Source organism: Streptomyces sp. NPDC050448, from assembly GCF_040655295.1.
In the GTDB taxonomy this organism is placed as follows: domain Bacteria; phylum Actinomycetota; class Actinomycetes; order Streptomycetales; family Streptomycetaceae; genus Streptomyces.
This window is the reverse complement of sequence record NZ_JBFAJR010000001.1, coordinates 135,337-156,118: the sequence shown is the minus strand read 5'-3', so window position 1 is coordinate 156,118 and position 20,782 is coordinate 135,337. Positions and strand designations below refer to the sequence as shown.

The following is a 20,782-nucleotide window of genomic DNA, read 5'->3' as shown; positions in this document are numbered from 1 at the left end:
GGCGGAACCTGGACGCTCTGGTCACCGCGCGGCTCCGGACGGCCGCAATAGGGTGACTCGGCATGAGCACCCGTGAGCACGGCCCCGCCTCCTTCGTCGTATCCGTACCGGATGCCGAGTTGGAGGTCGAGGACCTCGATCCCGGCCAGATCCTCTCCGGCGAGCCCGTCGTGACGGGCAAGGTGCTGTGGGAGTCCCCCGACGGCAAGCAGCTGCGCGGCATCTGGCAGATCACCCCGGGCGTGGTCACCGACACCGAGGCGAACGAGCTGTTCGTCGTGGTCAGCGGCCGCGCCACCATCGAGGTCGAGGGCGGCGCGACCCTGGAGGTGGGCCCGGGCTCCGCCTGTGTGCTCCGGGAGGGCGACAAGACCACCTGGACCGTCCACGAGACGCTGCGCAAGGCCTACCACATCACCTGCTAGCGGCAGCGACGGCAGCGGGATGGCGGCGCGCGGTGAACAGGGCGAGCGCCGCCATCGGCAGCAGCAGGCTCGCGCCGATCACGTTCAGCCAGCCGTAGCCCGCGTGGGACATCACGAGGCCGGCGGCCGCCCCGCCCACGCCCGCGCAGGTGTTCATCGTGAGATCGCTCAGGCCCTGTACGGCGGCCCGCGCGGCCTGCGGCACCGAGTCGGTGAGCAGCGCCGAGCCGGAGACCATCCCGGCGGACCAGCCGAGGCCGAGCAGGAACAGGCCGAGCGCGCTCTGCGCGTGGTCCGGCCCGGCGGTGCCGGCGAGCAGGGCGGCCAGCGACAGCAGCCCGGCCGCCAGGCCGATGACCGACAGCCGGCCGACGCGGTCCGCGAGCCAGCCCATGACCGGCGAGAAGGCGAACATGCCGGCGATGTGGCCGCTGATCACCAGGCCGACGAGCTCCAGCCCGGCGCCGTGGTGGCCCAGGTCGACCGGGGTCATCACCATGATCGAGACCATGGCGGTGTGGGACACCGCGACGGTCACCAGTGCCAGCCGCGCCCGCGGGGAGGCCTTGACGGCCGCGAATCCGGAGCGCAGCGAGCGGCCCTCGCGGGTCTGCTCCTCGGGCGCGGCCAGCGCCCGGGCCGTCAGCAGCGGGTCCGGGCGCAGGAAGACGCCGATCAGCGTGCCGGTGAGGATGAAGACGGCGCCGGCCCAGACGAAGGGGCCCGCCGTCTCGGGTATGGAGGTCCCGGCGAAGCTGCGGCCGGCCGGGGCGGAGAGGTTGGGCCCGAGCACCGCCCCGAGGGTCGACGCCCAGACGACCACGGCGACGGCCCGCGCCCGCCGGTCCGGGGTGGCGAGGTCGGCGGCCGCGAACCGGGACTGAAGGTTGGCGGAGGATGCGGCTCCGAAGGCGGCCATGCCGAGCATCAGCAGCGGGAAGCTCTTGATCGCGGCGGCGAGGACCACCACGCCCGCGCCGATGGCGCCGATCCCGTACGCGAGGACCAGCCCGACCCGGCGGCCGCGCGCGGTCATCAGGGCGGCGAGCGGCAGCGAGACGGCCGCGGTGCCGATCACGGCGGCGGTGGACGCGAAGCCGGACAGCGACTCGGTGCCGCTGACCTGCGCCGCGAGGACCGGGGCCAGGGCGATGCTGATGGGCACGCCGAGGCCGCCCAGCATCTGGCTCGCGATCAGCACCCGGGAGGTGCGCCGCTGCAGCCGGGGCAGGTCCGCCGGGTCGACCGCCGGAGCGGGCCGGTCGGTGCCGGGTACGGCGGTCACCTCGTCCACCGCTGTCGCGGCGCAGGGCGGTGTACGGGCGCGGTGCGGCCTGAGGCAGCAGGAGTAGTCACCGCGGCAGTCTCCCACCCCTTACCGCCCGACGGAACGGGGGATGCACTCCCGCGCCCCGGCCCAGGACCGACCCCTGCCCGCGCCCCGCCCCGCACGCCTGCCCCGCCCGCCCCGCACCCCTGCCCCGCCGGTCCGCGCGTCAGAACAGCGGCTGCGGCAGGACGCCCTCCAGCGCCAGCAGGGACCGCTTGGTCTCCACCCCGCCGCCGAAGCCGCCGATGCCCCCGTCGTTCTCCACGACCCGGTGGCAGGCCACCACCAGCGGCAGCGGATTCGACCCCATGGCGTTGCCCACGGCCTGGGCCGCGCCCGGCTGGCCGACCCGGGCCGCGAGCTCCCCGTACCCCACGACCGCCCCGTACGGCACCGAGCGGTCCAGCTCCTGGAGCACCTGCCGGTTGAAGCCGGAGCTGAGCCGCCAGTCCAGCGGCAGTTCGAAGCGCTTGAGCGAGCCCGCGAAGTACGCGGTCAGCTGGCGTATCGGCTCGGCCAGCAGCACCTCCCGGCCCGGGGCAGGGCGCCAGGCGTCGGCGCCGAGCCGGGAGACGAGGGAGCCGATCATCCTCTCGACCCGGTCCGGACCGGCACGGAACCCGACCCGGACCAGACCCTCGGGGGTCGCGGCCAGGAGCAGGGGCCCGACGTCGCTGGCGACGACGGTCCATTCGAGGTGCGGCCCGCGGGGCCGCTCGGTGCTGTCCACCCCTCCACCGTACGGGGGAGGTATGACAGCCCGGCCGGTCCGGTACGTCGCGGTCCGGTACGCGGCGGTCCGGTACGCGGCGGTCCGGTACGCGGCGGTCCGGTACGCGGCGGTCCGGTACGCGGCGGCCCGGTACGCGGCGGCTCAGTACGCGAAGGCCCCGAGCACCGCCTTCCGTACGACGTCCGGGGTGTTGGTGATGATCCCGTCCACGCCCATCCCCTGCACCTTCCGGGCCGTCGCCTGGTCGTCCACGATCCAGGTGTCCACCTCCATCGCCTTGCCGTGGGCGCCCAGCAGGCGGTGCACCGCGGCCACCCAGTCGGCCGAGATGGTGGTGTGCCACGGGTTGATCCGGTCCGTGAACTCGGCGTACTTCGGCAGGTCGGCGACGGTCGGGGTGCCCAGGAAGGCCGTCACGAGGTCCGGGCGCATGCCGTGCACGATGCGTACGGAGTCCGCGCTGAAGCTCTGCACGACCAGGCGGCGCTGCACGTGGTCCGCGTCGAGCCAGCCGGCCGCGTCCAGCACCCGCAGCGTCTGCTCCTCGATCCCGGGGTAGAGCTCGGGCTTCTTGATCTCCAGCAGCAGCCGCTGCCGGTTGCGCTGCACCCGGTCGAGGTACGCCCGCAGGGTCGGGATCCGGGCGCCCGCGAACTCCTCGCCGAACCAGCTGCCCGCGTCGAGCGTGGCGATCTCCGCCGCCGTGAAGTCCTTGACCCGCCAGGGCCCCCGGTCCGGGAACGCCTGCTCGGCGTCCGTGGTGCGGGCCAGGGTGTCGTCGTGGACCACGACCAGCTCGCCGTCCTTGGTGCGCTGGACGTCGTTCTCGACCCAGTCGAAGCCCAGCCGCATCGCGAGGTCGATCGCGGGGAGGGTGTTCTCCGGTGCGTACGCCGAAGCCCCCCGGTGGGCGTACACGACGGGGCCCAGCAGCCCCGGAGCGCCGGTGGCACCGGCGGGGGAGGAAGGGGAGGAGGGGGAAGCGGGGCCGGTGGCGGCGCAGGAGGTCGTCCCGCCCAGCACGGTCAGGGTGAAGCCCAGGAATGCGGCGGCGGCCGCGGCGGCGGGTCGGACGTACATGTGCGTTCTCCTCGGTTCGGGAGCCCTGTTCCTGCGTCAGACGCGTGCGGAATGGCAGACGTTGCGGCGGTGCACTTACGGCGGGGACCTCTACGGCGATCATGCGGTTGAAGATCACGGGGCCGCCACCGAACTACGACAAACGGACCAGAAAGGAGGAATTCCGCCCCATGCGCCGGACCTGCCGCAGCGCCGCGGCCCCGCGCGCGGCTGCGTGGGTGTCAGTGGGGGGTCGTACGGTGGACTCATGCGGCCCGTATCGAAGATCGAACGCACGGTGGCGCCTTTCGAGGTCGTCAGCCCCTACCAGCCCAGCGGCGACCAGCCGGCGGCCATCGCCGAGCTGGAAAAGCGCATCCGTGCAGGTGAGAAGGATGTCGTCCTGCTGGGTGCGACCGGCACCGGCAAGTCGGCGACCACCGCCTGGATGATCGAAAAGCTCCAGCGCCCCACCCTGGTCATGGCGCCGAACAAGACCCTCGCCGCCCAGCTGGCGAACGAGTTCCGCGAGCTCCTGCCGAACAACGCCGTCGAGTACTTCGTCTCGTACTACGACTACTACCAGCCCGAGGCCTACGTACCGCAGTCGGACACCTACATCGAGAAGGACTCCTCGATCAACGAGGAGGTGGAGCGGCTGCGCCACTCCGCGACCAACTCGCTCCTCACCCGGCGCGACGTGATCGTCGTCGCGTCCGTGTCCTGCATCTACGGCCTCGGCACCCCGCAGGAGTACGTCGACCGGATGGTCTCGCTCAAGGTCGGCGAGGAGATCGACCGGGACCAGCTGCTGCGCCGCTTCGTCGACATCCAGTACACGCGCAACGACGTGGCCTTCACCCGCGGCACCTTCCGCGTGCGCGGGGACACCATCGAGATCTTCCCGGTCTACGAGGAACTGGCCGTCCGCATCGAGATGTTCGGCGACGAGATCGAGGCCCTCTCCACCCTGCACCCGCTGACCGGCGAGGTCATCAGCGAGGACCGCGAGCTCTACGTCTTCCCCGCCAGCCACTACGTCGCCGGCCCCGAGCGCATGGAGAAGGCGATCGCCGGCATCGAGGCGGAGCTGGCCGAGCGCCTCGCCGAGCTGGAGAAGCAGAACAAGATGCTGGAGGCGCAGCGGCTGCGCATGCGCACCACGTACGACCTGGAGATGATGCGCCAGATCGGGTCCTGCTCCGGCATCGAGAACTACTCGCTGCACATGGACGACCGCGAGCGCGGCTCCGCGCCCAACACCCTCATCGACTACTTCCCCGAGGACTTCCTCCTCGTCATCGACGAGTCGCACGTCACGGTGCCGCAGATCGGTGCGATGTACGAGGGCGACGCCTCGCGCAAGCGGACCCTGGTCGACCACGGCTTCCGGCTGCCCTCCGCGCTCGACAACCGGCCGCTGAAGTGGGAGGAGTTCCAGCAGCGGATCGGCCAGACGGTCTACCTGTCCGCCACCCCGGGCAAGTACGAGCTCTCCCGCGGCGACGGCTTCGTCGAGCAGATCATCCGCCCCACCGGCCTCATCGACCCCGAGGTCGTGGTCAAGCCCACCGAGGGGCAGATCGACGACCTGGTCCACGAGATCCGGCAGCGGGTGGAGAAGGACGAGCGCATCCTGGTCACCACCCTCACCAAGAAGATGGCCGAGGACCTCACGGACTACTTCCTGGAGCTCGGCATCCACGTCCGCTACCTGCACAGCGACGTCGACACGCTGCGCCGCATCGAGCTGCTGCGCGAGCTGCGGGCCGGCGAGTTCGACGTCCTGGTCGGCATCAACCTGCTGCGCGAGGGCCTCGACCTGCCCGAGGTGTCGCTCGTGGCGATCCTCGACGCCGACAAGGAGGGCTTCCTGCGCTCGGGGACCTCGCTGATCCAGACCATCGGCCGGGCGGCGCGCAACGTCTCGGGCCAGGTCCACATGTACGCGGACAAGATGACCCCGGCGATGGAGAAGGCCATCGAGGAGACCAACCGGCGCCGGGAGAAGCAGATCGCGTACAACACGGCGAACGGGATCGACCCTCAGCCGCTGCGCAAGAAGATCAACGACATCGTCGCCACCATCGCCCGGGAGGAGCTGGACACCGAACAACTGCTCGGTACCGGGTACCGCCAGTCGAAGGACGGCAAGGGCGCCAAGGCTCCCGTGCCCGCGCTCGGCGGTGCCAAGGCGGTGCAGGGCAAGGCCGCCGGCGGCGGCAAGGCGGCCAAGGGGGCCAAGGGCGCCAAGGCCGGCGCAGTGCCGACAGACCGTCCGGCCGAGGAACTGGCCGCGCTGATCGAGCAGATGACCGAGCGGATGCGCGGCGCCGCGGCCGAGCTCCAGTTCGAGGTCGCGGCCCGGATCCGCGACGAGGTGAGCGAGTTGAAGAAGGAGCTGCGGCAGATGAAGGAAGCGGGCCTCGCCTGACCCGGGGCCGGTCAGTAGGGTTGGCTGCAGCCGCAGGTACATGTGCGCACCCACACCGGGGGCGGGCTAGGGAGAGGGGACAGCGCGTGACGGTCAACATGACCAAGGGTCAGGCCATCAGTCTGCAGAAGCAGGACGGGGGCACGCTGACCGCGGTCCGGATGGGCCTCGGCTGGCAGGCGGCCAAGCGCCGCGGGCTGTTCGGCTCGCGGACCCGGGAGATCGACCTGGACGCGTCGGCGGTGCTGTTCGCCGACAAGCAGCCGGTGGACGTGGTGTTCTTCCGGCACCTGCAGAGCGACGACGGCTCGGTCCGGCACACCGGTGACAACCTCGTCGGCGGCGCCGGCCAGGGCGGGGACGACGAGTCGATCCTCGTCGACCTCCAGCGCGTGCCGGTGCACATCGACCAGATCGTCTTCACGGTGAACTCGTTCACCGGCCAGACGTTCCAGGAGGTGCAGAACGCGTTCTGCCGCATCGTCGACGAGACCAACGGGCAGGAGCTGGCCCGCTACACCCTGGACGGCGGCGGGCAGTACACCGCGCAGATCATGGCGAAGGTGTCGCGCGTCGGCGGCGGCTGGCAGATGACGGCCCTCGGCAACCCGGCCAACGGCCGCACCTTCCAGGACCTGATGCCGGCGATCCTGCCGCACCTGTAAGCACCGCAGCGCGACAGAGCACAGAAACAGAAGAACAAAGGGCACGGGGGAGGGCTGCACGATGACGGCCGAACTGGTCCGGGGGCAGAACCACCCCCTGTCCCAGACCAAGGTGGAGATCAGGGTCTCGGCGGGCACGCCCGTGCTGGCCCTGGCCTCGGCCTGCGATGACGCGGGCCGGCTGGCCGGCCCCGAGTCGGTGGCCCATCCCGGCGCCCGGATCCTGCCCGGACTGGAGGCGCCCGGGGCCGTGGCGGGCGAGCACCGCTTCGCCGTCGACCTCGATGCCGTCGCGCCGGCCGTGCACCGGCTCGGGGTGGTGCTCGTGCTGCCGCCCGGCGGCCCGGCGCGGTTCGGCGCGGCCCCCGTGTCGTACGTGGCCGTGGCCGAGCCGGAGGGCGCCGAGATCGCCGGGTACCGGCTGACCGGGCTCGAGTCCGAGACCGCCGTCGTGGCCCTCGAGCTCTACCGGCGCCAGGGCGGCTGGAAGGTCCGTGCCGTGGGCCAGGGGTATGCCGACGGGCTCGGCGCGCTGCTGGCCGACGCCGGACTGGGCGCGCCGGCCGCCATCGCCCTGGCCGCCGCGGTCGTGGGCGCGGCCGCGCGGGACGAGGCCGCGCGTGCGCCCGTGCCCACCGGGGCCGTCCCGGGGACACCCCTCGCCTTCCCGGAACCGCAGGACGCGGCTGCGGCCGTGCCCGCCCCGGTGGCCCCCGGGCAGCCGGAGCCGGCCCCCGTGCCCGTCTCCGGAGCCCCGTACGCCGGCCCGCCGGGCCCCGTGCCCGAGGGCGCCGGCGACGGCCCGCCGACGCTGAGCTACGTGCACCCCCGTCGGCGCCGCAGCACCACCGAGCCGCCCGAACCGGCGCCGCAGGCCGCCGCGCCCGAGCAGCCCGGCCGGCCGCCCGTCCCGGTCGCCGGCGACGCCAGCGGCTGGTCCATGGACGAGCGGCTCTACAACCAGGTCTGGGGGATGTTCGAGGACCTGGCCCGCTCGGTGGCCGCCTACCGCAGCGCCTGCGACTTCGCCGAGTCCCGGATGGACCGCGAGCTCGACGCGGCGCTGTCCGACCCCCGCACCCGGCTCGCAGGCGCCGGCGACGCCGCCCGCGACGAGGCCCGGGCCCGCCACGACGAGCTCGTCGCCCAGGCCAAGGCCGTGCTCGACCGGGACCTCGCCCAGCTGATCGCCGAGTCCGAGGTGGTCGAGCCCGCGCTGCCGGCCCCGTACGCCCGCTGGGCCAACCCCGTCTGGCACGGGCACGGGGTCCCCGAGGAGGCCCCGATGGCCCTGCGCCTCGGCGACCTGCACCTGCCCGAGCGGCCCGACCTGCGCATCCCCATGCTGGTGCGGGTCCCGGCGGAGCGCGGGCTGTGGATCGACAACGGCCGCACCGGCTCCGAGGCCGCGATGGCCATGGACACCGACCGGCTGCGCCGGGCCGCCATGGACATGGCCGTAGCCCACGCGGTCCGGCTGCTCGCGGTCCACCCCGGGGACCGGTTCTCCGTGCACGTCATCGACGCGGCCGGGGCGGGGGCCGCCTCGCTGGCGCCGCTGGTCGCGGCCGGGGTGCTGGCCGGTCCGCCGGCCGCGGGGGCCGCCGGAGTCGCCCGGACCCTGGCCGAGCTGACCCGACGGGTGGACCTCGTACAGATGGCCGTGCGGGCCGGGGCCCCCGAGGACCTGCCGTCCGACGTGGACACCGCCGACCAGCTGCTGATCGTGCACGACTTCCCGCACGGCTTCGACGACCGGGCCGTCACCCGCTTGCGCTACCTGGCCGACGAGGGTCCGGCGGTCGGCGTGCACCTGCTGATGGTGGCCGACCGTGACGAGGCCTCGGCGTACGGGCCGCTGCTGGACCCGCTGTGGCGCTCGCTGATGCGGCTGTCGCCGGTGCCGGACAACCACCTCGCCGACCCGTGGGTCGGCCACGCCTGGACCTTCGAGCCGGACCTGCCGCCGCAGGGCAGCCGGATCCTGGAACAGACCCTGGACCGGATCGCCGCGACCCGGCGCAATGCCCGCCCATGACCGGCTCTTGGGGCTCCCTTTACCTTTTGGGGGTCTGGCGGGTAGCCTGAGCACGCGGAGGGGAGTATTCCTGCTTTCCTGCTACGGCGAACCCGTCAATACGGACCACTTCGGGCCATGAGCCCCGTCGGTCCCGGGGCGCCGGCCCACGGCCTCCAGGCCGCCCGGGTGGAAGAGACCTCCGGCAGCGATGACGCTGACATGTGTGCTGAGCCATCTGCCGGAGGCGAATAAGCAGTGGACGTTTCGTTGACCCTCTGGGTGCTGACCATCCTCGGTCTGGGCATCCTGATCGGCGCCGATTTCTTCATCGGCCGCAAACCGCACGACGTATCGATCAAGGAAGCGGGCATCTGGACGGTCGTCTGGATCGTCCTGGCCGCCCTCTTCGGGCTCGGCCTGCTGTTCTTCGGCAACGGCCAGGCCTCCCAGGAGTTCTTCGCCGGCTTCATCACCGAGAAGTCCCTGAGCGTGGACAACCTCTTCGTCTTCGTCCTGATCATGGCGAAGTTCTCGGTGCCCTCCCACCTACAGCAGCGCGTCCTGCTCGTGGGCGTGCTGATCGCCCTGGTGCTGCGCGCGATCTTCATCGCCGCCGGCGCCGCGATCATCACCACGTTCTCGTGGGTCTTCTACCTCTTCGGTGCGTTCCTGGTCTACACCGCGTGGAAGCTGATCCAGGAGGCCCGCAAGGACGAGGAGGCGTCTTCCCAACAGGCGGAGTTCGAGGAGAACCGCCTCCTCAAGTCGATCGAGAAGAAGTTCGGCGTCGCCGACCGCTACCACGGCACCAAGCTCTTCATCCGGGACAACGGCAAGCGCATCCTGACCCCGCTGATGGTCGTCATGCTCGCCATCGGCACCACCGACGTGCTGTTCGCCCTGGACTCGATCCCCGCGATCTTCGGCCTCACCCAGGACCCGTACATCGTCTTCACGGCCAACGCCTTCGCCCTGATGGGTCTGCGCCAGCTGTACTTCCTCATCGGCGGCCTGCTCAAGAAGCTGGTCCACCTCAGCTACGGCCTGTCCGTCATCCTCGGCTTCATCGGCATCAAGCTGGTGCTGCACGCCCTCCACGAGTCCGGGGTGCACGTCCCGCAGATCTCCATCCCGGTCTCCCTGGGCGTCATCTGCGGTGTCCTGGTGATCACCACGATCACCAGCCTGACGGCCTCGAAGAAGCAGGCGGCCGCGGAGGCGGCCGCCTGCCCGGAGAGCATCGACGCATAGGGCCCGACGGCCCCGCGGGGCTACGCGGGGGCGGCCGCCTCGGCCGCCCCCGTTCCCGTACCCGCGCTCGTGCCCGACTCGGTACCGGGACCCGTGCGGGCCCGGACGACCGTCGGGTTCGTCTCCGGCAGCAGCACGAAGCAGACCAGGCTGAGCAGGGTGATCGCACTCAGGTACACGGCCACGCCCCACGGCGGACCGGAGCCGTCCGCCAGCGCCGTCGCCACGATCGGGGTCAGCGCGCCGCCCAGCACCCCGCCCAGGTTGTAGCCCACGGCCGCGCCCGTGCAGCGGATCCGCGGGGCGTACAGCTCCGGCAGGTACGCGCCCACCACGGCGAACATCGTCACCATGCCCAGCAGCCCGCCGAGGCAGCCCAGCGTCATCAGCAGCGGGTCTCCCGTCCGCAGCAGCGCGACGAACGGGAACATCCACACCAGGCACATCGCGCTGCCGGCCAGGCACAGCGGCCGCCGGCCGTACCGGTCCCCGAGCACCGCCGCCAGCGGGGTCATCAGGCCCTTGAGCGCGACGGCCGCCATGATGCAGGCCAGCATCACCGTGCGCTCCACGCGGAGGTGCTCCGTCGCGTACGCGAGGGACCAGGTGGTCACCGCGTAGAAGACCGCGTACCCGGCGGACAGGGCCCCGCCGGTCAGCAGGAGCAGCCGCCAGTGCCCGCGCACCACCTCGGACAGCGGGGCGTCGGAGCGCCGGCCGGTCTCGGCGAGGGCCCGGAACTGCGGGGTCTCCTCCACCGAGCGGCGCAGCCACAGCCCTGCGAGGGCCAGCACGCCCGCCGCCCAGAACGGCACGCGCCAGCCCCAGGAGGCGAACTGCCCGTCGGTCAGCGTCGCGGACAGGGTGAGGGTCATGCCGTTGGCCAGCAGGAAGCCCACCGCCGGGCCGGCCTGCGGGAAGCTCGCCCACAGCCCGCGCCGCTGCTCGGGGGCGTGTTCGGCGGTCAGCAGGACCGCGCCGCCCCACTCGCCGCCGAGGCCGAGCCCCTGGAGGAAGCGCAGCATGAGCAGCAGCAGGGGCGCCGCCATGCCGATCGTCGCGTACGTCGGCACGCAGCCGACCGCGACCGTGGCGAGGCCGGTGAGCAGCAGGGAGCCGAGCAGCACCGGGCGCCGGCCGTAGCGGTCGCCGATGTGGCCGAAGACCACGGAGCCCAGCGGGCGGGCGAGGAAGCCGATGCCGAAGGTGCCGAAGGCGGCGAGGGTCCCGGCGAGCGGGGAGAAGGACGGGAAGAACAGCGGGCCGAGCACGAGGGCGGCGGCCGTGCCGTAGACGAAGAAGTCGTAGAACTCGATGGCGGTTCCGGCGAGCGAGGCCGATGCCAGCCGCAGCATCGAGGGGGAGCGGGGAGCGACGGGGAGAGGGAGGGCGGGGGAGGAGTCTTGTTGCATGGTGCAGCAACTACCCCGCCCCACACCCCCAGGACGTGCGTTCGGTCATCTTCGACCGGAAGGAGTGCTTCCTTCCCTGGTGTTGACCGGGACCGGGCGGGTGTTACCAGCCGCGCTCGCGCCATTCGGCCAGGTGCGGCCGCTCCGCGCCGAGCGTGGTGTCGTTGCCGTGCCCCGGGTAGACCCAGGCCTCGTCCGGCAGCTGCTCGAAGAGCTTGTGCTGCACGTCGTCGATGAGACTGGCGAAGGCCTTCGGGTCGTTCCCGGTGTTGCCGACGCCGCCCGGGAAGAGGCAGTCCCCGGTGAACACGTGCGGGTGCCCGTGCGGGTCGTCGTAGACCAGGGCGATCGAGCCGGGGGTGTGCCCGACCAGGTGGCGGGCGGTCAGCGTGACCCGTCCGACCCGGATCGTGTCCCCGTCCGCCACCGGCACGTCGGTCGCCACCGGGATGCCCTCGACGTCGTCGGCACCCGCGTAGGTGCGTGCGCCCGTCGCCGCGACCACGGCCTGGAGTGCGCCCCAGTGGTCACCGTGCCGATGCGTGGTGACGACGGACGCGATGCCGTCGTCGCCGATCAGCTGCAGCAGCGTCTCCGGCTCCGCCGCCGCGTCGATCAGCAGCTGCTCGTCGGTGGCACGGCAGCGCAGCAGGTACGCGTTGTTGTCCATGGGGCCCACCGCGACCTTGGAAATCATCAGGTCCGGGAGTTCGTGCACGTCGGCCGGACCGCCGACCTTGACCGCTCCGCTGTACGTCATGTCCTGATCCTAAAGCGGGGGGAGGGTCGGGAGGGGGCCTCCGACGACAGTGAGGTGTGCGCCCTTGTCCCCGCGTCCGGCCAGCCAGCCGAGCAGCTCGGCCCCGGTGCCGATCAGGGTGACGGGAGTACCCTCGGTGCCACCGGTGTGCCGGGTGGCACCGCTGCCGTCGTCACCGATCTGCAGGGTCACCGGGGGCACCTCGGAGCGCCCCGACCAGCGGTCGGCGAGGAAGGCGATCTCGCGGGCGGTGAACTCCTCCGGGAGGTCGGAGAGCTCGTAGCCGATGTTCAGGTCGGTGTGGTGCAGCTCGATCTCGACGAGCCGGCGGAAGGGCACGTTCGAGGCCAGGTCGGTGACCCCGTTGCGCAGCTCGACGGTGCGTGACCAGTCCTGGTCCTGCTCGGTCTGCGCCAGGAAGCGGGCGTGGGTCTCGCGTACGTCGGCGAGCTGGACCTCCAGCGGGCGCGGGGCGTCGCGCTCGATGTCGCAGTCGCGGGCCTCGGCGCTCTCGTACATGGGGCGGCCGGCGAAGACGTTGACGAGGGCGTCCGCATTGCGCGCCAGGTGGGCCAGGATGTGGCCGCGGGTCCAGCCCGGGAGGTGTGACTCCTCGGACAGGGCGGCGTTGTCCAGTTTCGCGACCGCGGTCAGCAGTCGGTCCGTGGCTTCACGTACAGATTGCAGGTCGTGCACATGATCAGTCATGGATACGAGCCTAGTGCCGCGGGGCCCGGGGCACACGAACGGGTGAAGACGTCTGCGGAGTGCCGTAAATCGAATGCGCGTGCTATACGCTCGAAGTCCAAGCTCTTCTCCATTGCAGAGGCGCCCCCCAGCCCCCATACGCTGGACAGTCGGGGGCCCGTGCCCCCGCTCTCTCAAGAAAGGTGCGGACCGGCGTGACCGACCGTCTCATCGTTCGTGGCGCTCGCGAGCACAACCTCAAGAACGTCTCGCTCGACCTGCCCCGCGACTCACTCATCGTCTTCACCGGACTCTCCGGGTCGGGCAAGTCCTCCCTGGCCTTCGACACGATCTTCGCCGAGGGCCAGCGCCGCTACGTCGAGTCGCTCTCGTCGTACGCCCGCCAGTTCCTGGGGCAGATGGACAAGCCCGATGTGGACTTCATCGAGGGGCTCTCGCCGGCCGTCTCGATCGACCAGAAGTCGACCTCGCGCAACCCGCGCTCGACGGTCGGCACCATCACCGAGGTCTACGACTACCTCCGCCTGCTCTTCGCGCGCATCGGCAAGCCCCACTGCCCCGAGTGCCGCCGCCCGATCTCGCGCCAGTCGCCGCAGGCGATCGTCGACAAGGTGCTCGCCCTCCCCGAGGGAAGCCGCTTCCAGGTGCTCTCGCCGCTGGTGCGCGAGCGCAAGGGCGAGTTCGTCGACCTCTTCTCCGACCTCCAGACCAAGGGCTACAGCCGGGCGCGGGTGGACGGGGAGACCATCCAGCTCTCGGAGCCGCCCACGCTGAAGAAGCAGGAGAAGCACACCATCGAGGTGGTCATCGACCGCCTCACCGTCAAGGACAGCGCCAAGCGCCGGCTCACCGACTCCGTGGAGACCGCCCTCGGCCTCTCCGGCGGCATGGTGATCCTGGACTTCGTCGACCTCGCCCAGGACGACCCCGAGCGTGAGCGGATGTACTCCGAGCACCTCTACTGCCCGTACGACGACCTGTCCTTCGAGGAGCTCGAGCCGCGCTCCTTCTCCTTCAACTCGCCCTTCGGCGCCTGCCCCGAGTGCACCGGCATCGGTACGCGCATGGAGGTGGACCCGGAGCTGATCGTCCCCGACGAGGAGAAGTCCCTGGACGAGGGCGCGGTCTCCCCGTGGTCCCTCGGCCACACCAAGGACTACTTCCAGCGGCTGATCGGCGCGCTCGCCGGGGAGCTGGGCTTCCGTACGGACATCCCGTGGGCCGGGCTGCCGCTGCGCGCGAGGAAGGCCCTGCTGTACGGGCACAAGACGCAGATCGAGGTCCGCTACCGCAACCGGTACGGGCGGGAGCGGGCGTACACGACGGCCTTCGAGGGCGCCGTGCCGTTCGTCAAGCGCCGGCACGCCGAGTCCGAGAGCGACGCCAGCCGCGAGCGCTTCGAGGGCTACATGCGCGAGGTGCCCTGCCCGACCTGTGAGGGCACCCGGCTGAAGCCGATCGTGCTCGCCGTGACGGTGATGGAGAAGTCCATCGCCGAGGTCGCCGCGATGTCGATCAGCGAGTGCGCCGACTTCCTCGGGCAGCTGCGGCTCGACGCCCGCGACAAGAAGATCGCCGAGCGGGTCCTGAAGGAGGTCAACGAGCGGCTCCGCTTCCTCGTCGACGTCGGTCTGGACTACCTCTCGCTGAACCGCGCCGCCGGCACCCTGTCGGGCGGCGAGGCCCAGCGCATCCGCCTGGCCACCCAGATCGGCTCCGGCCTGGTCGGCGTGCTGTACGTACTGGACGAGCCGTCCATCGGCCTGCACCAGCGCGACAACCACCGGCTGATCGAGACGCTGGTGCGGCTGCGGGACATGGGCAACACCCTGATCGTGGTCGAGCACGACGAGGACACCATCAAGGTGGCCGACTGGGTCGTGGACATCGGCCCGGGCGCCGGCGAGCACGGCGGCAAGGTCGTGCACAGCGGCTCGCTGAAGGAGTTGCTGAAGAACGGCGACTCGATGACCGGGCAGTACCTGTCCGGCAAGCGGTCCATCGCGGTACCGGACATCCGCCGGCCTGTGAACGGGGACCGGAAGCTGACCGTCCACGGCGCCAAGGAGAACAACCTGCGGGACATCGACGTGTCCTTCCCGCTGGGCGTGCTCACCGCGGTGACCGGCGTGTCGGGATCGGGCAAGTCGACGCTGGTCAACGACATCCTGTACACGCACCTGGCGCGCGAGCTGAACGGCGCCCGGTCCGTGCCGGGACGGCACACGCGGGTGGACGGCGACGACCTCGTCGACAAGGTCGTGCACGTCGACCAGTCGCCGATCGGCCGGACCCCGCGGTCGAACCCGGCGACGTACACGGGCGTCTTCGACCACGTGCGCAGGCTGTTCGCGGAGACGATGGAGGCGAAGGTGCGCGGCTATCTGCCGGGCCGCTTCTCCTTCAACGTGAAGGGCGGCCGGTGCGAGAACTGCTCCGGCGACGGCACGATCAAGATCGAGATGAACTTCCTGCCGGACGTCTACGTCCCGTGCGAGGTCTGCCACGGCGACCGGTACAACCGGGAGACGCTGGAGGTCCACTACAAGGGCAAGTCCATCGCCGAAGTCCTGAACATGCCGATCGAGGAGGCGCTGGACTTCTTCGAGGCGGTGCCGACGATCGCGCGGCACCTGCGGACGCTGAACGAGGTGGGGCTGGGGTACGTCCGGCTCGGCCAGTCGGCGCCGACGCTGTCGGGCGGTGAGGCACAGCGCGTGAAGCTGGCGTCGGAGCTGCAGAAGCGGTCGACGGGGCGGACGGTGTACGTGCTGGACGAGCCGACGACCGGTCTGCACTTCGAGGACATCTCGAAGCTGATCAAGGTGCTGTCGGGGCTGGTGGACAAGGGCAACTCGGTGATCGTCATCGAGCACAACCTGGACGTCATCAAGACCGCGGACTGGGTCATCGACATGGGCCCGGAGGGCGGTTACGGGGGCGGCCTGGTGGTCGCCGAGGGCACGCCGGAGCAGGTCGCCTCGGTGGGCGCGAGCCACACCGGCAAGTTCCTCCGGGACATCCTCGGTGCCGACCGGATCTCCGACGCGGCCCCGGTCGCGGCTCCGGCCAAGGCACCGGCCAAGAAGGCGGCCGCCAAGCGGACTGCGGCCAAGAAGGCCGCGGCCCCGGCCAAGACCGCTGCCGCGGCGAAGAAGACGGCGAGGTCCCGCAAGGCCTAGGGGGTGTCCGGCGGCGGCGCGGAGCGCTGTTGTGCCCGGAGGGACCCGGCCGCCGGCCGGGGCCCTCCGGGACGCCGCGCAGCGCCCGCCGCAGCAGCGGGAGAAAGACCTTCCGGGTCACCACCCCGTCGCTCTCCACATCCGGCCCGACCGGGGCCGCGCTCACCGCCGCGAGGCGGCTCACCCCCGTACGGTCCATCGCCGACACGATGGCCCGTACCGCCGGCCCGATGACCGGCGCGAGCCGGGCCTGCTTGTTGCTCGTCGAGCCCGTCGGTCGCCCGTCACGCCCCGCTGTTCCACGGGGACGCCATGCCCATGGCCGCCTCGCTCTTCGCCGAGCCCGCCCTGCTGACCCGGCACCGCGAGGGCGTCCAGGAGATCGGCACTGGCCCCCACGTCGTACGCGACGCCCTGACCGGCCTGCTGCGCCGCGAGCTCGAGCGGGGGCGGCTGCGCCCCGACGCCGATCCGGAGGCGGCGGCCGCACTGCTGCTCGGCGCCTGCTTCCAGCGGGCCTTCTTCCTGCACTTCTCCGGCCCGGAGGTGGTCCGGCCCGTCGAGGAGTTCGCCCCCGCCGTCGCCCGGACCCCGTGGTCCGCTATCCGCTGAGCTCCACCGCGTACGGCGGCTCCGCGCCCGCCCGGGTGCAGGTCAGCGCCGCCGCATGGGCCGCGTAGGCCAGGACGCCGGGCCAGTCCACCGGGCCGCCGGCCTGATCCGACAGGCGGCGCAGCAGGGCCGCGTTGACCGTGTCGCCCGCGCCGATCGTGTCCGCCACGGCGACCCGGCGGGCCGCCGCCGTGTGCTCCGCACCCTCCCGCGTCCGGACCGTCAGCCCCTGCGCACCCCGGGTGAGCACCACCGCCGAGGGCCCCGCGTCCAGCCAGTCCGAGACCCGCCCGCCCAGCCACCGGGCGTCCTCCTCCGACAGCTTGAGGACCGAGACGTACGGCAGCCAGCCCAGGAACCGGGCACGGTACGCCGCCGGATCCGCGATCAGCGCCGGGCGGATGTTGGGATCCAGCAGGGTCAGCAGGCCGCGCCCGGACTCCCGGCGCAGCAGGGCCTCGTACGCGCTCGCGCCCGGCTCCAGGGCGAGGGAGCACGTGCCGAGCGCCAGCGCCCGGGTGCCTGCGGGGAGCGCCTGCGGCAGGGTGAACAGCCGGTCGGCCGTGCCCTCCACGTAGAACTCGTAGGCAGCCGAGCCGTCCCGGGCCAGCGAGGGCACGGCGAGGGTGGTGGGCTCCGGCCCGCGCTGCACCAGCGAGAGGTCCACCCCGGCCGCGCGCAGCCCGGCGAGCAGGCTCTCGCCGAAGCCGTCCGCCGAGACCCGGGAGCAGAAGGCGACCTCCGCACCGAGCCGGCCCAGCGCCAGCGCGGTGTTGTACGGCCCCCCGCCCGGCCGCGGCAGCAGCGCGCCCGGCGGCTGCGCCACGGGCACGAGGTCGATCAGGGCTTCTCCACCGACGACGATCACGCGGGGGAAGGTATCCCATCGGGCGGCGGAACCGGGCGGCGGTATCGTCGGGGGGCCCAGCAGAACCTTCAGGCCAGGAGAACCGCATGTCCGCCTCGCAGTCCGCCGCCCGCCGTACCGTGCTCAAGGGCGCCGCCGCGATCGTCGGGGCCGTCGGCGGCGGGGCGACGCTCGCGGCCTGCTCCACCGAGGGCACCGGCGGCTCCGGCTCCCCGGCGGTCCCGGCCGCCCCGGTGGAGCTCGGCGCCGCGTCCGAGGTCCCGGTCGGCGGGTCGAAGCTGTTCCGGGAGCAGAAGCTGGTCGTCAGCTGCCCGGCGGAGGGCCAGTACAAGGCGTTCAGCGCCCAGTGCACGCACGCCGGCTGTGTCCTGGACAAGATCGTCGAGCGCGAGGGGAACTGCCCCTGCCACGGCAGCCGCTTCGACGTGACGACCGGCAAGGTGCTGCGCGGCCCGGCCACCGACCCGCTGCCCGCCGTCCCGGTCAAGGCCGAGGGCGGCAAGCTCATCGCGGGCTGATCCGTCGCAGGGCAGCGCCCGCTACGCCCAGTCCCAGGCGATCCCCAGGAGCCCGCGCCGTACCCCCGGCTCCACCAGGTGCACGGCCCGGTGGCGCCCGCTCGGCGTCAGGTCCGCCAGACCGCTGCGCGGCGCCCCCGGTCCGGACCGGCTGAACCGCCGGCAGCGCACCGGCAGCGCCGCCTCGTCGAAGCGGACCTGGAGCACGTACTGCCCGCCGCTGTAGCTGAACCCGCGGACGTACTCGGTGCAGCGGCCGCCGGTCCCGTCCTCGAAGCCGTAGCCGAAGACGTACGTGTCCCCGGCGCGCAGCCGGGCGTCGAAGAGCAGCTCGGCGACCAGCACCTCGGCCTCCCGGTGCCAGCGGACGCGTCCGGTCCGGCAGTTCTCGTCCGCCCGGACGCGGACCCGGGCCGGGTCGCAGCCGGGGTCGCCGTGGTGGACGGCGAGGTACCGGTCGACCCCGTCGCGGTGGGCCCGTACGACGTGCTGCGACTCGCGGTCCAGCAGCTCGCCGCCCGCACCGATCCGCACCCGCTCGTGGTGGCCGACGGTGTGCAGGCCGCCGTCCGCGGGCAGCTCCATCCCGGCCAGCAGCCCCTCCACGGCCGCGCCGACGCTGACCAGGGCCCGGTACGAGCGGGCCGGCGGGCGCACCGCTTCGGGCCCGGCGCCGTCCTGGGCGGCCAGCAGCCGCAGCAGGGCCCCCTCGGGCAGTTCCAGGATCTGCTCCAGGGCCCGTACGGCCTTCAGGGACTCGGGGCGGCGCGGCCGGCGGGCGCCCTGCTGCCAGTAACTCAGGCTGGTCACGCCGAGCTTGATGCCGCGGGCCGCGAGCCGGTGCTGTACGCGGTGCAGGGGCAGGCCGCGGGCGGTCAGGGCGGCGCGCAGCGCGAGGTGGAAGGGCCCGGCGCGCAGCAGGCGCCCCAGCTCCTGCGTGCTCCCCTGCGCGCTCTCCCCGGTCGACCGCATGACGGCTCCTCCTGTGAACATTCACGCACGGTGGGGCGGGAGAGCTCGCCGGTGGCACCCGGGGGCCAGGTGAAAGGACGGCAGTCGTTCACACTGCGGTCCTGCCGTTCACACTGCAATGTCACGGCGTATTGAAGCCTGTTGACCTGATCGCGACAACACCCTGATGCTCGGCAACAGCGTCCGGACGCGCTCCTCCATCCCCACCCTCCCCGGCCCCGCCGGGGAGATCCCCCACGGGAGGAACGCGATGCGCAACCGAAACCGGCGGCTTTCCCTGGCCGCCGTCGTCACCGCCGTGCTCTTCGCCCTGCCCACCGCCACCGCCACCGCCGCCGATGCCGCCGCCGACTCCGCCCTGGCGTACAAGCGCCTGGACATCACCATGCAGGCACAGCAGAAGACCAACTGGTGCTGGGCCGCGAGCGGCAACACCATCGCCACCTGGTTCGGCCGCAACTACACCCAGAACCAGTTCTGCAACGCCGCCTTCAACCGCCCGCAGGGCTACGACTGCCCCAACGACCAGGCCACGCTGGGCAACGTCCAGACCGCCCTGGACTGGGCCGGCATCAACTCCGGCTCGTACGTGAACGGCTGGCTCCGCTACACCACCGTGCAGAGCGAGATCGACGCGAACCGGCCGGTCGAGACCCGCATCCAGTGGTCCGGCGGCGGCGGCCACATGCACGTCATCTACGGCTACGACACCGCCGACAGCTGGCTCTACTGGGGCGACCCGTGGCCCTCCAGCGACCGCTACAACTGGGCCTCGCACGCCTGGTACGTGGACAACAGCACCTTCTCCTGGACCCACTCGCTCTACCGGATCGGGGCGTGACCGCCATGACCCAGCGCGCCGCCGCCGCGGTTCTCGCCGCGACCGCCGTTCTCGTACTGGCCCCGCAGGCCTCGGCGGCTCCCGTGCCGCAGCCCCGGTCCGTCACCGCCGAGACCAGGGCCGCAGCCGCGCGGGCGGCCGCCGCCCCCGACACGCTGGCCACGCTCTCCCGCTTCTTCGCCCGGGAGGGCAAGGTCGCGCCGACCGCGGCGCAGCCCCGGATCGAGGGCGAGGCGATACCGGTCAGCTACCTGTCCCCGGACTTCGTGGCGGGCAGGGCCGGGGCGCCCGTGGCCCGGCTGGAGTTCCTCGCCAGCAAGGCGGTCTCCTCGGACGGGCAGCAGGCCGCGCTGTGGACCGCCCGGACCGAGGCGGGGTGGCAGGTCGTGAACATCGCGACCGGCGACGACGAATTCCGCTACGCGCAGCTCGGCGCCGCGAAACTGCCGGGCGGCACGGTGTTCCGGGAACCGCAGATCGACGCCTGGTACGTGGCCCTGGGGAGCCGGGTGCTGCCGCTGGACGAGGACGCCGAGCGCGCCGTCGGCGCCGGGGGCACCAGCCTCGCCTCGTACCGGTCGCGGGTGACCCGGGCGTACGGGGACAAGCTGCCGGGGTCCGCGTACGCGAAGGGGGGCGGGGCGGGTGGCTACGCGGAGGCGGCGGCGCCGCCCGCTGACGGGAGCGTGCTGCCGGCCGGCGGGGCCGCGGCGGGTGCGGTTGCGCTCGGCGCCGTCGGCCTGATCGTGGTGCGGCGGTCGCGGCGGGGCCGCGCCACGGCCTGACAGGCCGGGGTGCGGACGGCAGGACCCGGGCGGCCCGTCGGCCGTCCGGGCCCTGCGGGTGCCGTCTCCCCGCCCCGCCCTTCTCCCGTTCACCGGGCTCTGCCCGGACCCGCGCCCCCACCGGCCCCGGGGGGGGGCAAAAACGCCGGGGCCCCCCCCCGCCCCCCCCCCCGAGCGCACACCCGCCGCGCGCCGCACCACCGCCCG

Annotated in this window: 18 protein-coding genes; 10 read left to right on the top strand and 8 right to left on the bottom strand. The window is 72.6% G+C overall.

The window, feature by feature from the left end; all coding sequences use genetic code 11:
• Positions 1–62: 62 nt before the first annotated feature.
• Entirely contained in the window at positions 63–425 is a 363-nt protein-coding gene (locus AB0I68_RS00750) for a cupin domain-containing protein (protein WP_363174977.1), read from the top strand.
• On the opposite strand, the gene AB0I68_RS00745 is transcribed toward AB0I68_RS00750, so the two are convergent.
• The 3 genes from AB0I68_RS00745 to AB0I68_RS00735 form a co-directional block, all read right to left on the bottom strand.
• Positions 415–1,710: an MFS transporter gene (locus AB0I68_RS00745; protein ID WP_363174976.1), complete on the bottom strand. Its 1,296-nt coding sequence runs from the start codon at positions 1,708–1,710 to the stop codon at positions 415–417. The genes AB0I68_RS00750 and AB0I68_RS00745 overlap by 11 nt on opposite strands.
• A gap of 211 nt (positions 1,711–1,921) precedes the next feature.
• The gene (locus AB0I68_RS00740; protein ID WP_363174975.1) at positions 1,922–2,485 is read right to left on the bottom strand and encodes a methylated-DNA--[protein]-cysteine S-methyltransferase; all 564 of its coding nucleotides are present in this window, start codon (positions 2,483–2,485) and stop codon (positions 1,922–1,924) included.
• 144 nt (positions 2,486–2,629) lie between these two features.
• Positions 2,630–3,568 (bottom strand): glycerophosphodiester phosphodiesterase family protein, encoded by a 939-nt coding sequence (locus tag AB0I68_RS00735; RefSeq protein WP_363174974.1) that lies wholly within the window; start codon positions 3,566–3,568, stop codon positions 2,630–2,632.
• A gap of 247 nt (positions 3,569–3,815) precedes the next feature.
• Between AB0I68_RS00735 and uvrB the strand changes: the two genes are divergently transcribed.
• From uvrB to AB0I68_RS00715, 4 genes are all read left to right on the top strand, one after another.
• The gene (gene uvrB, locus AB0I68_RS00730) at positions 3,816–5,981 is read left to right on the top strand and encodes an excinuclease ABC subunit UvrB (protein WP_363174973.1); all 2,166 of its coding nucleotides are present in this window, start codon (positions 3,816–3,818) and stop codon (positions 5,979–5,981) included.
• Between the two features lie 86 nt (positions 5,982–6,067).
• Positions 6,068–6,646, top strand: a complete 579-nt coding sequence (locus tag AB0I68_RS00725) for a TerD family protein (RefSeq protein WP_048476673.1) — start codon at positions 6,068–6,070, stop codon at positions 6,644–6,646.
• 61 nt (positions 6,647–6,707) lie between these two features.
• Positions 6,708–8,684, top strand: coding sequence for a TerD family protein (locus tag AB0I68_RS00720; protein WP_363174972.1), 1,977 nt, complete (start codon positions 6,708–6,710; stop codon positions 8,682–8,684).
• A gap of 237 nt (positions 8,685–8,921) precedes the next feature.
• Positions 8,922–9,917: a TerC/Alx family metal homeostasis membrane protein gene (locus AB0I68_RS00715; protein WP_363174971.1), complete on the top strand. Its 996-nt coding sequence runs from the start codon at positions 8,922–8,924 to the stop codon at positions 9,915–9,917.
• Positions 9,918–9,937: 20 nt separating this feature from the next.
• Here the strand turns inward: AB0I68_RS00715 and AB0I68_RS00710 are convergent, their stop codons facing one another.
• From AB0I68_RS00710 to AB0I68_RS00700, 3 genes are all read right to left on the bottom strand, one after another.
• On the bottom strand, positions 9,938–11,272 hold the full coding sequence (locus AB0I68_RS00710) for an MFS transporter (RefSeq protein ID WP_363175360.1): 1,335 nt from the start codon (positions 11,270–11,272) through the stop codon (positions 9,938–9,940).
• 160 nt (positions 11,273–11,432) lie between these two features.
• Complete coding sequence (locus AB0I68_RS00705; protein WP_363174970.1) at positions 11,433–12,089, bottom strand: MBL fold metallo-hydrolase; 657 nt, start codon at positions 12,087–12,089, stop codon at positions 11,433–11,435.
• 9 nt (positions 12,090–12,098) lie between these two features.
• Entirely contained in the window at positions 12,099–12,797 is a 699-nt protein-coding gene (locus AB0I68_RS00700) for a maleylpyruvate isomerase family mycothiol-dependent enzyme (RefSeq protein WP_363174969.1), read from the bottom strand.
• A 194-nt stretch (positions 12,798–12,991) separates the two neighbouring features.
• On the opposite strand from AB0I68_RS00700, the gene uvrA reads away from it, so the two are divergent.
• Both uvrA and AB0I68_RS00690 read left to right on the top strand, forming a co-directional pair.
• The gene (gene uvrA / locus AB0I68_RS00695) at positions 12,992–15,979 is read left to right on the top strand and encodes an excinuclease ABC subunit UvrA (RefSeq protein ID WP_363174968.1); all 2,988 of its coding nucleotides are present in this window, start codon (positions 12,992–12,994) and stop codon (positions 15,977–15,979) included.
• A gap of 312 nt (positions 15,980–16,291) precedes the next feature.
• On the top strand, positions 16,292–16,591 hold the full coding sequence (locus AB0I68_RS00690) for a TetR/AcrR family transcriptional regulator C-terminal domain-containing protein (RefSeq protein ID WP_363174967.1): 300 nt from the start codon (positions 16,292–16,294) through the stop codon (positions 16,589–16,591).
• On the opposite strand, the gene AB0I68_RS00685 is transcribed toward AB0I68_RS00690, so the two are convergent.
• The gene (locus AB0I68_RS00685; RefSeq protein ID WP_363174966.1) at positions 16,581–17,459 is read right to left on the bottom strand and encodes a carbohydrate kinase; all 879 of its coding nucleotides are present in this window, start codon (positions 17,457–17,459) and stop codon (positions 16,581–16,583) included. The genes AB0I68_RS00690 and AB0I68_RS00685 overlap by 11 nt on opposite strands.
• A gap of 86 nt (positions 17,460–17,545) precedes the next feature.
• Between AB0I68_RS00685 and AB0I68_RS00680 the strand changes: the two genes are divergently transcribed.
• Entirely contained in the window at positions 17,546–17,977 is a 432-nt protein-coding gene (locus AB0I68_RS00680; protein WP_363174965.1) for a Rieske (2Fe-2S) protein, read from the top strand.
• A 21-nt stretch (positions 17,978–17,998) separates the two neighbouring features.
• On the opposite strand, the gene AB0I68_RS00675 is transcribed toward AB0I68_RS00680, so the two are convergent.
• The gene (locus tag AB0I68_RS00675) at positions 17,999–18,949 is read right to left on the bottom strand and encodes a hypothetical protein (protein ID WP_363174964.1); all 951 of its coding nucleotides are present in this window, start codon (positions 18,947–18,949) and stop codon (positions 17,999–18,001) included.
• 250 nt (positions 18,950–19,199) lie between these two features.
• Between AB0I68_RS00675 and AB0I68_RS00670 the strand changes: the two genes are divergently transcribed.
• Both AB0I68_RS00670 and AB0I68_RS00665 read left to right on the top strand, forming a co-directional pair.
• Entirely contained in the window at positions 19,200–19,790 is a 591-nt protein-coding gene (locus AB0I68_RS00670; protein ID WP_363175359.1) for a papain-like cysteine protease family protein, read from the top strand.
• Positions 19,787–20,575, top strand: a complete 789-nt coding sequence (locus tag AB0I68_RS00665) for a hypothetical protein (RefSeq protein WP_363174963.1) — start codon at positions 19,787–19,789, stop codon at positions 20,573–20,575. Before AB0I68_RS00670 ends, AB0I68_RS00665 begins: the two co-directional genes overlap by 4 nt.
• Positions 20,576–20,782: the final 207 nt, after the last annotated feature.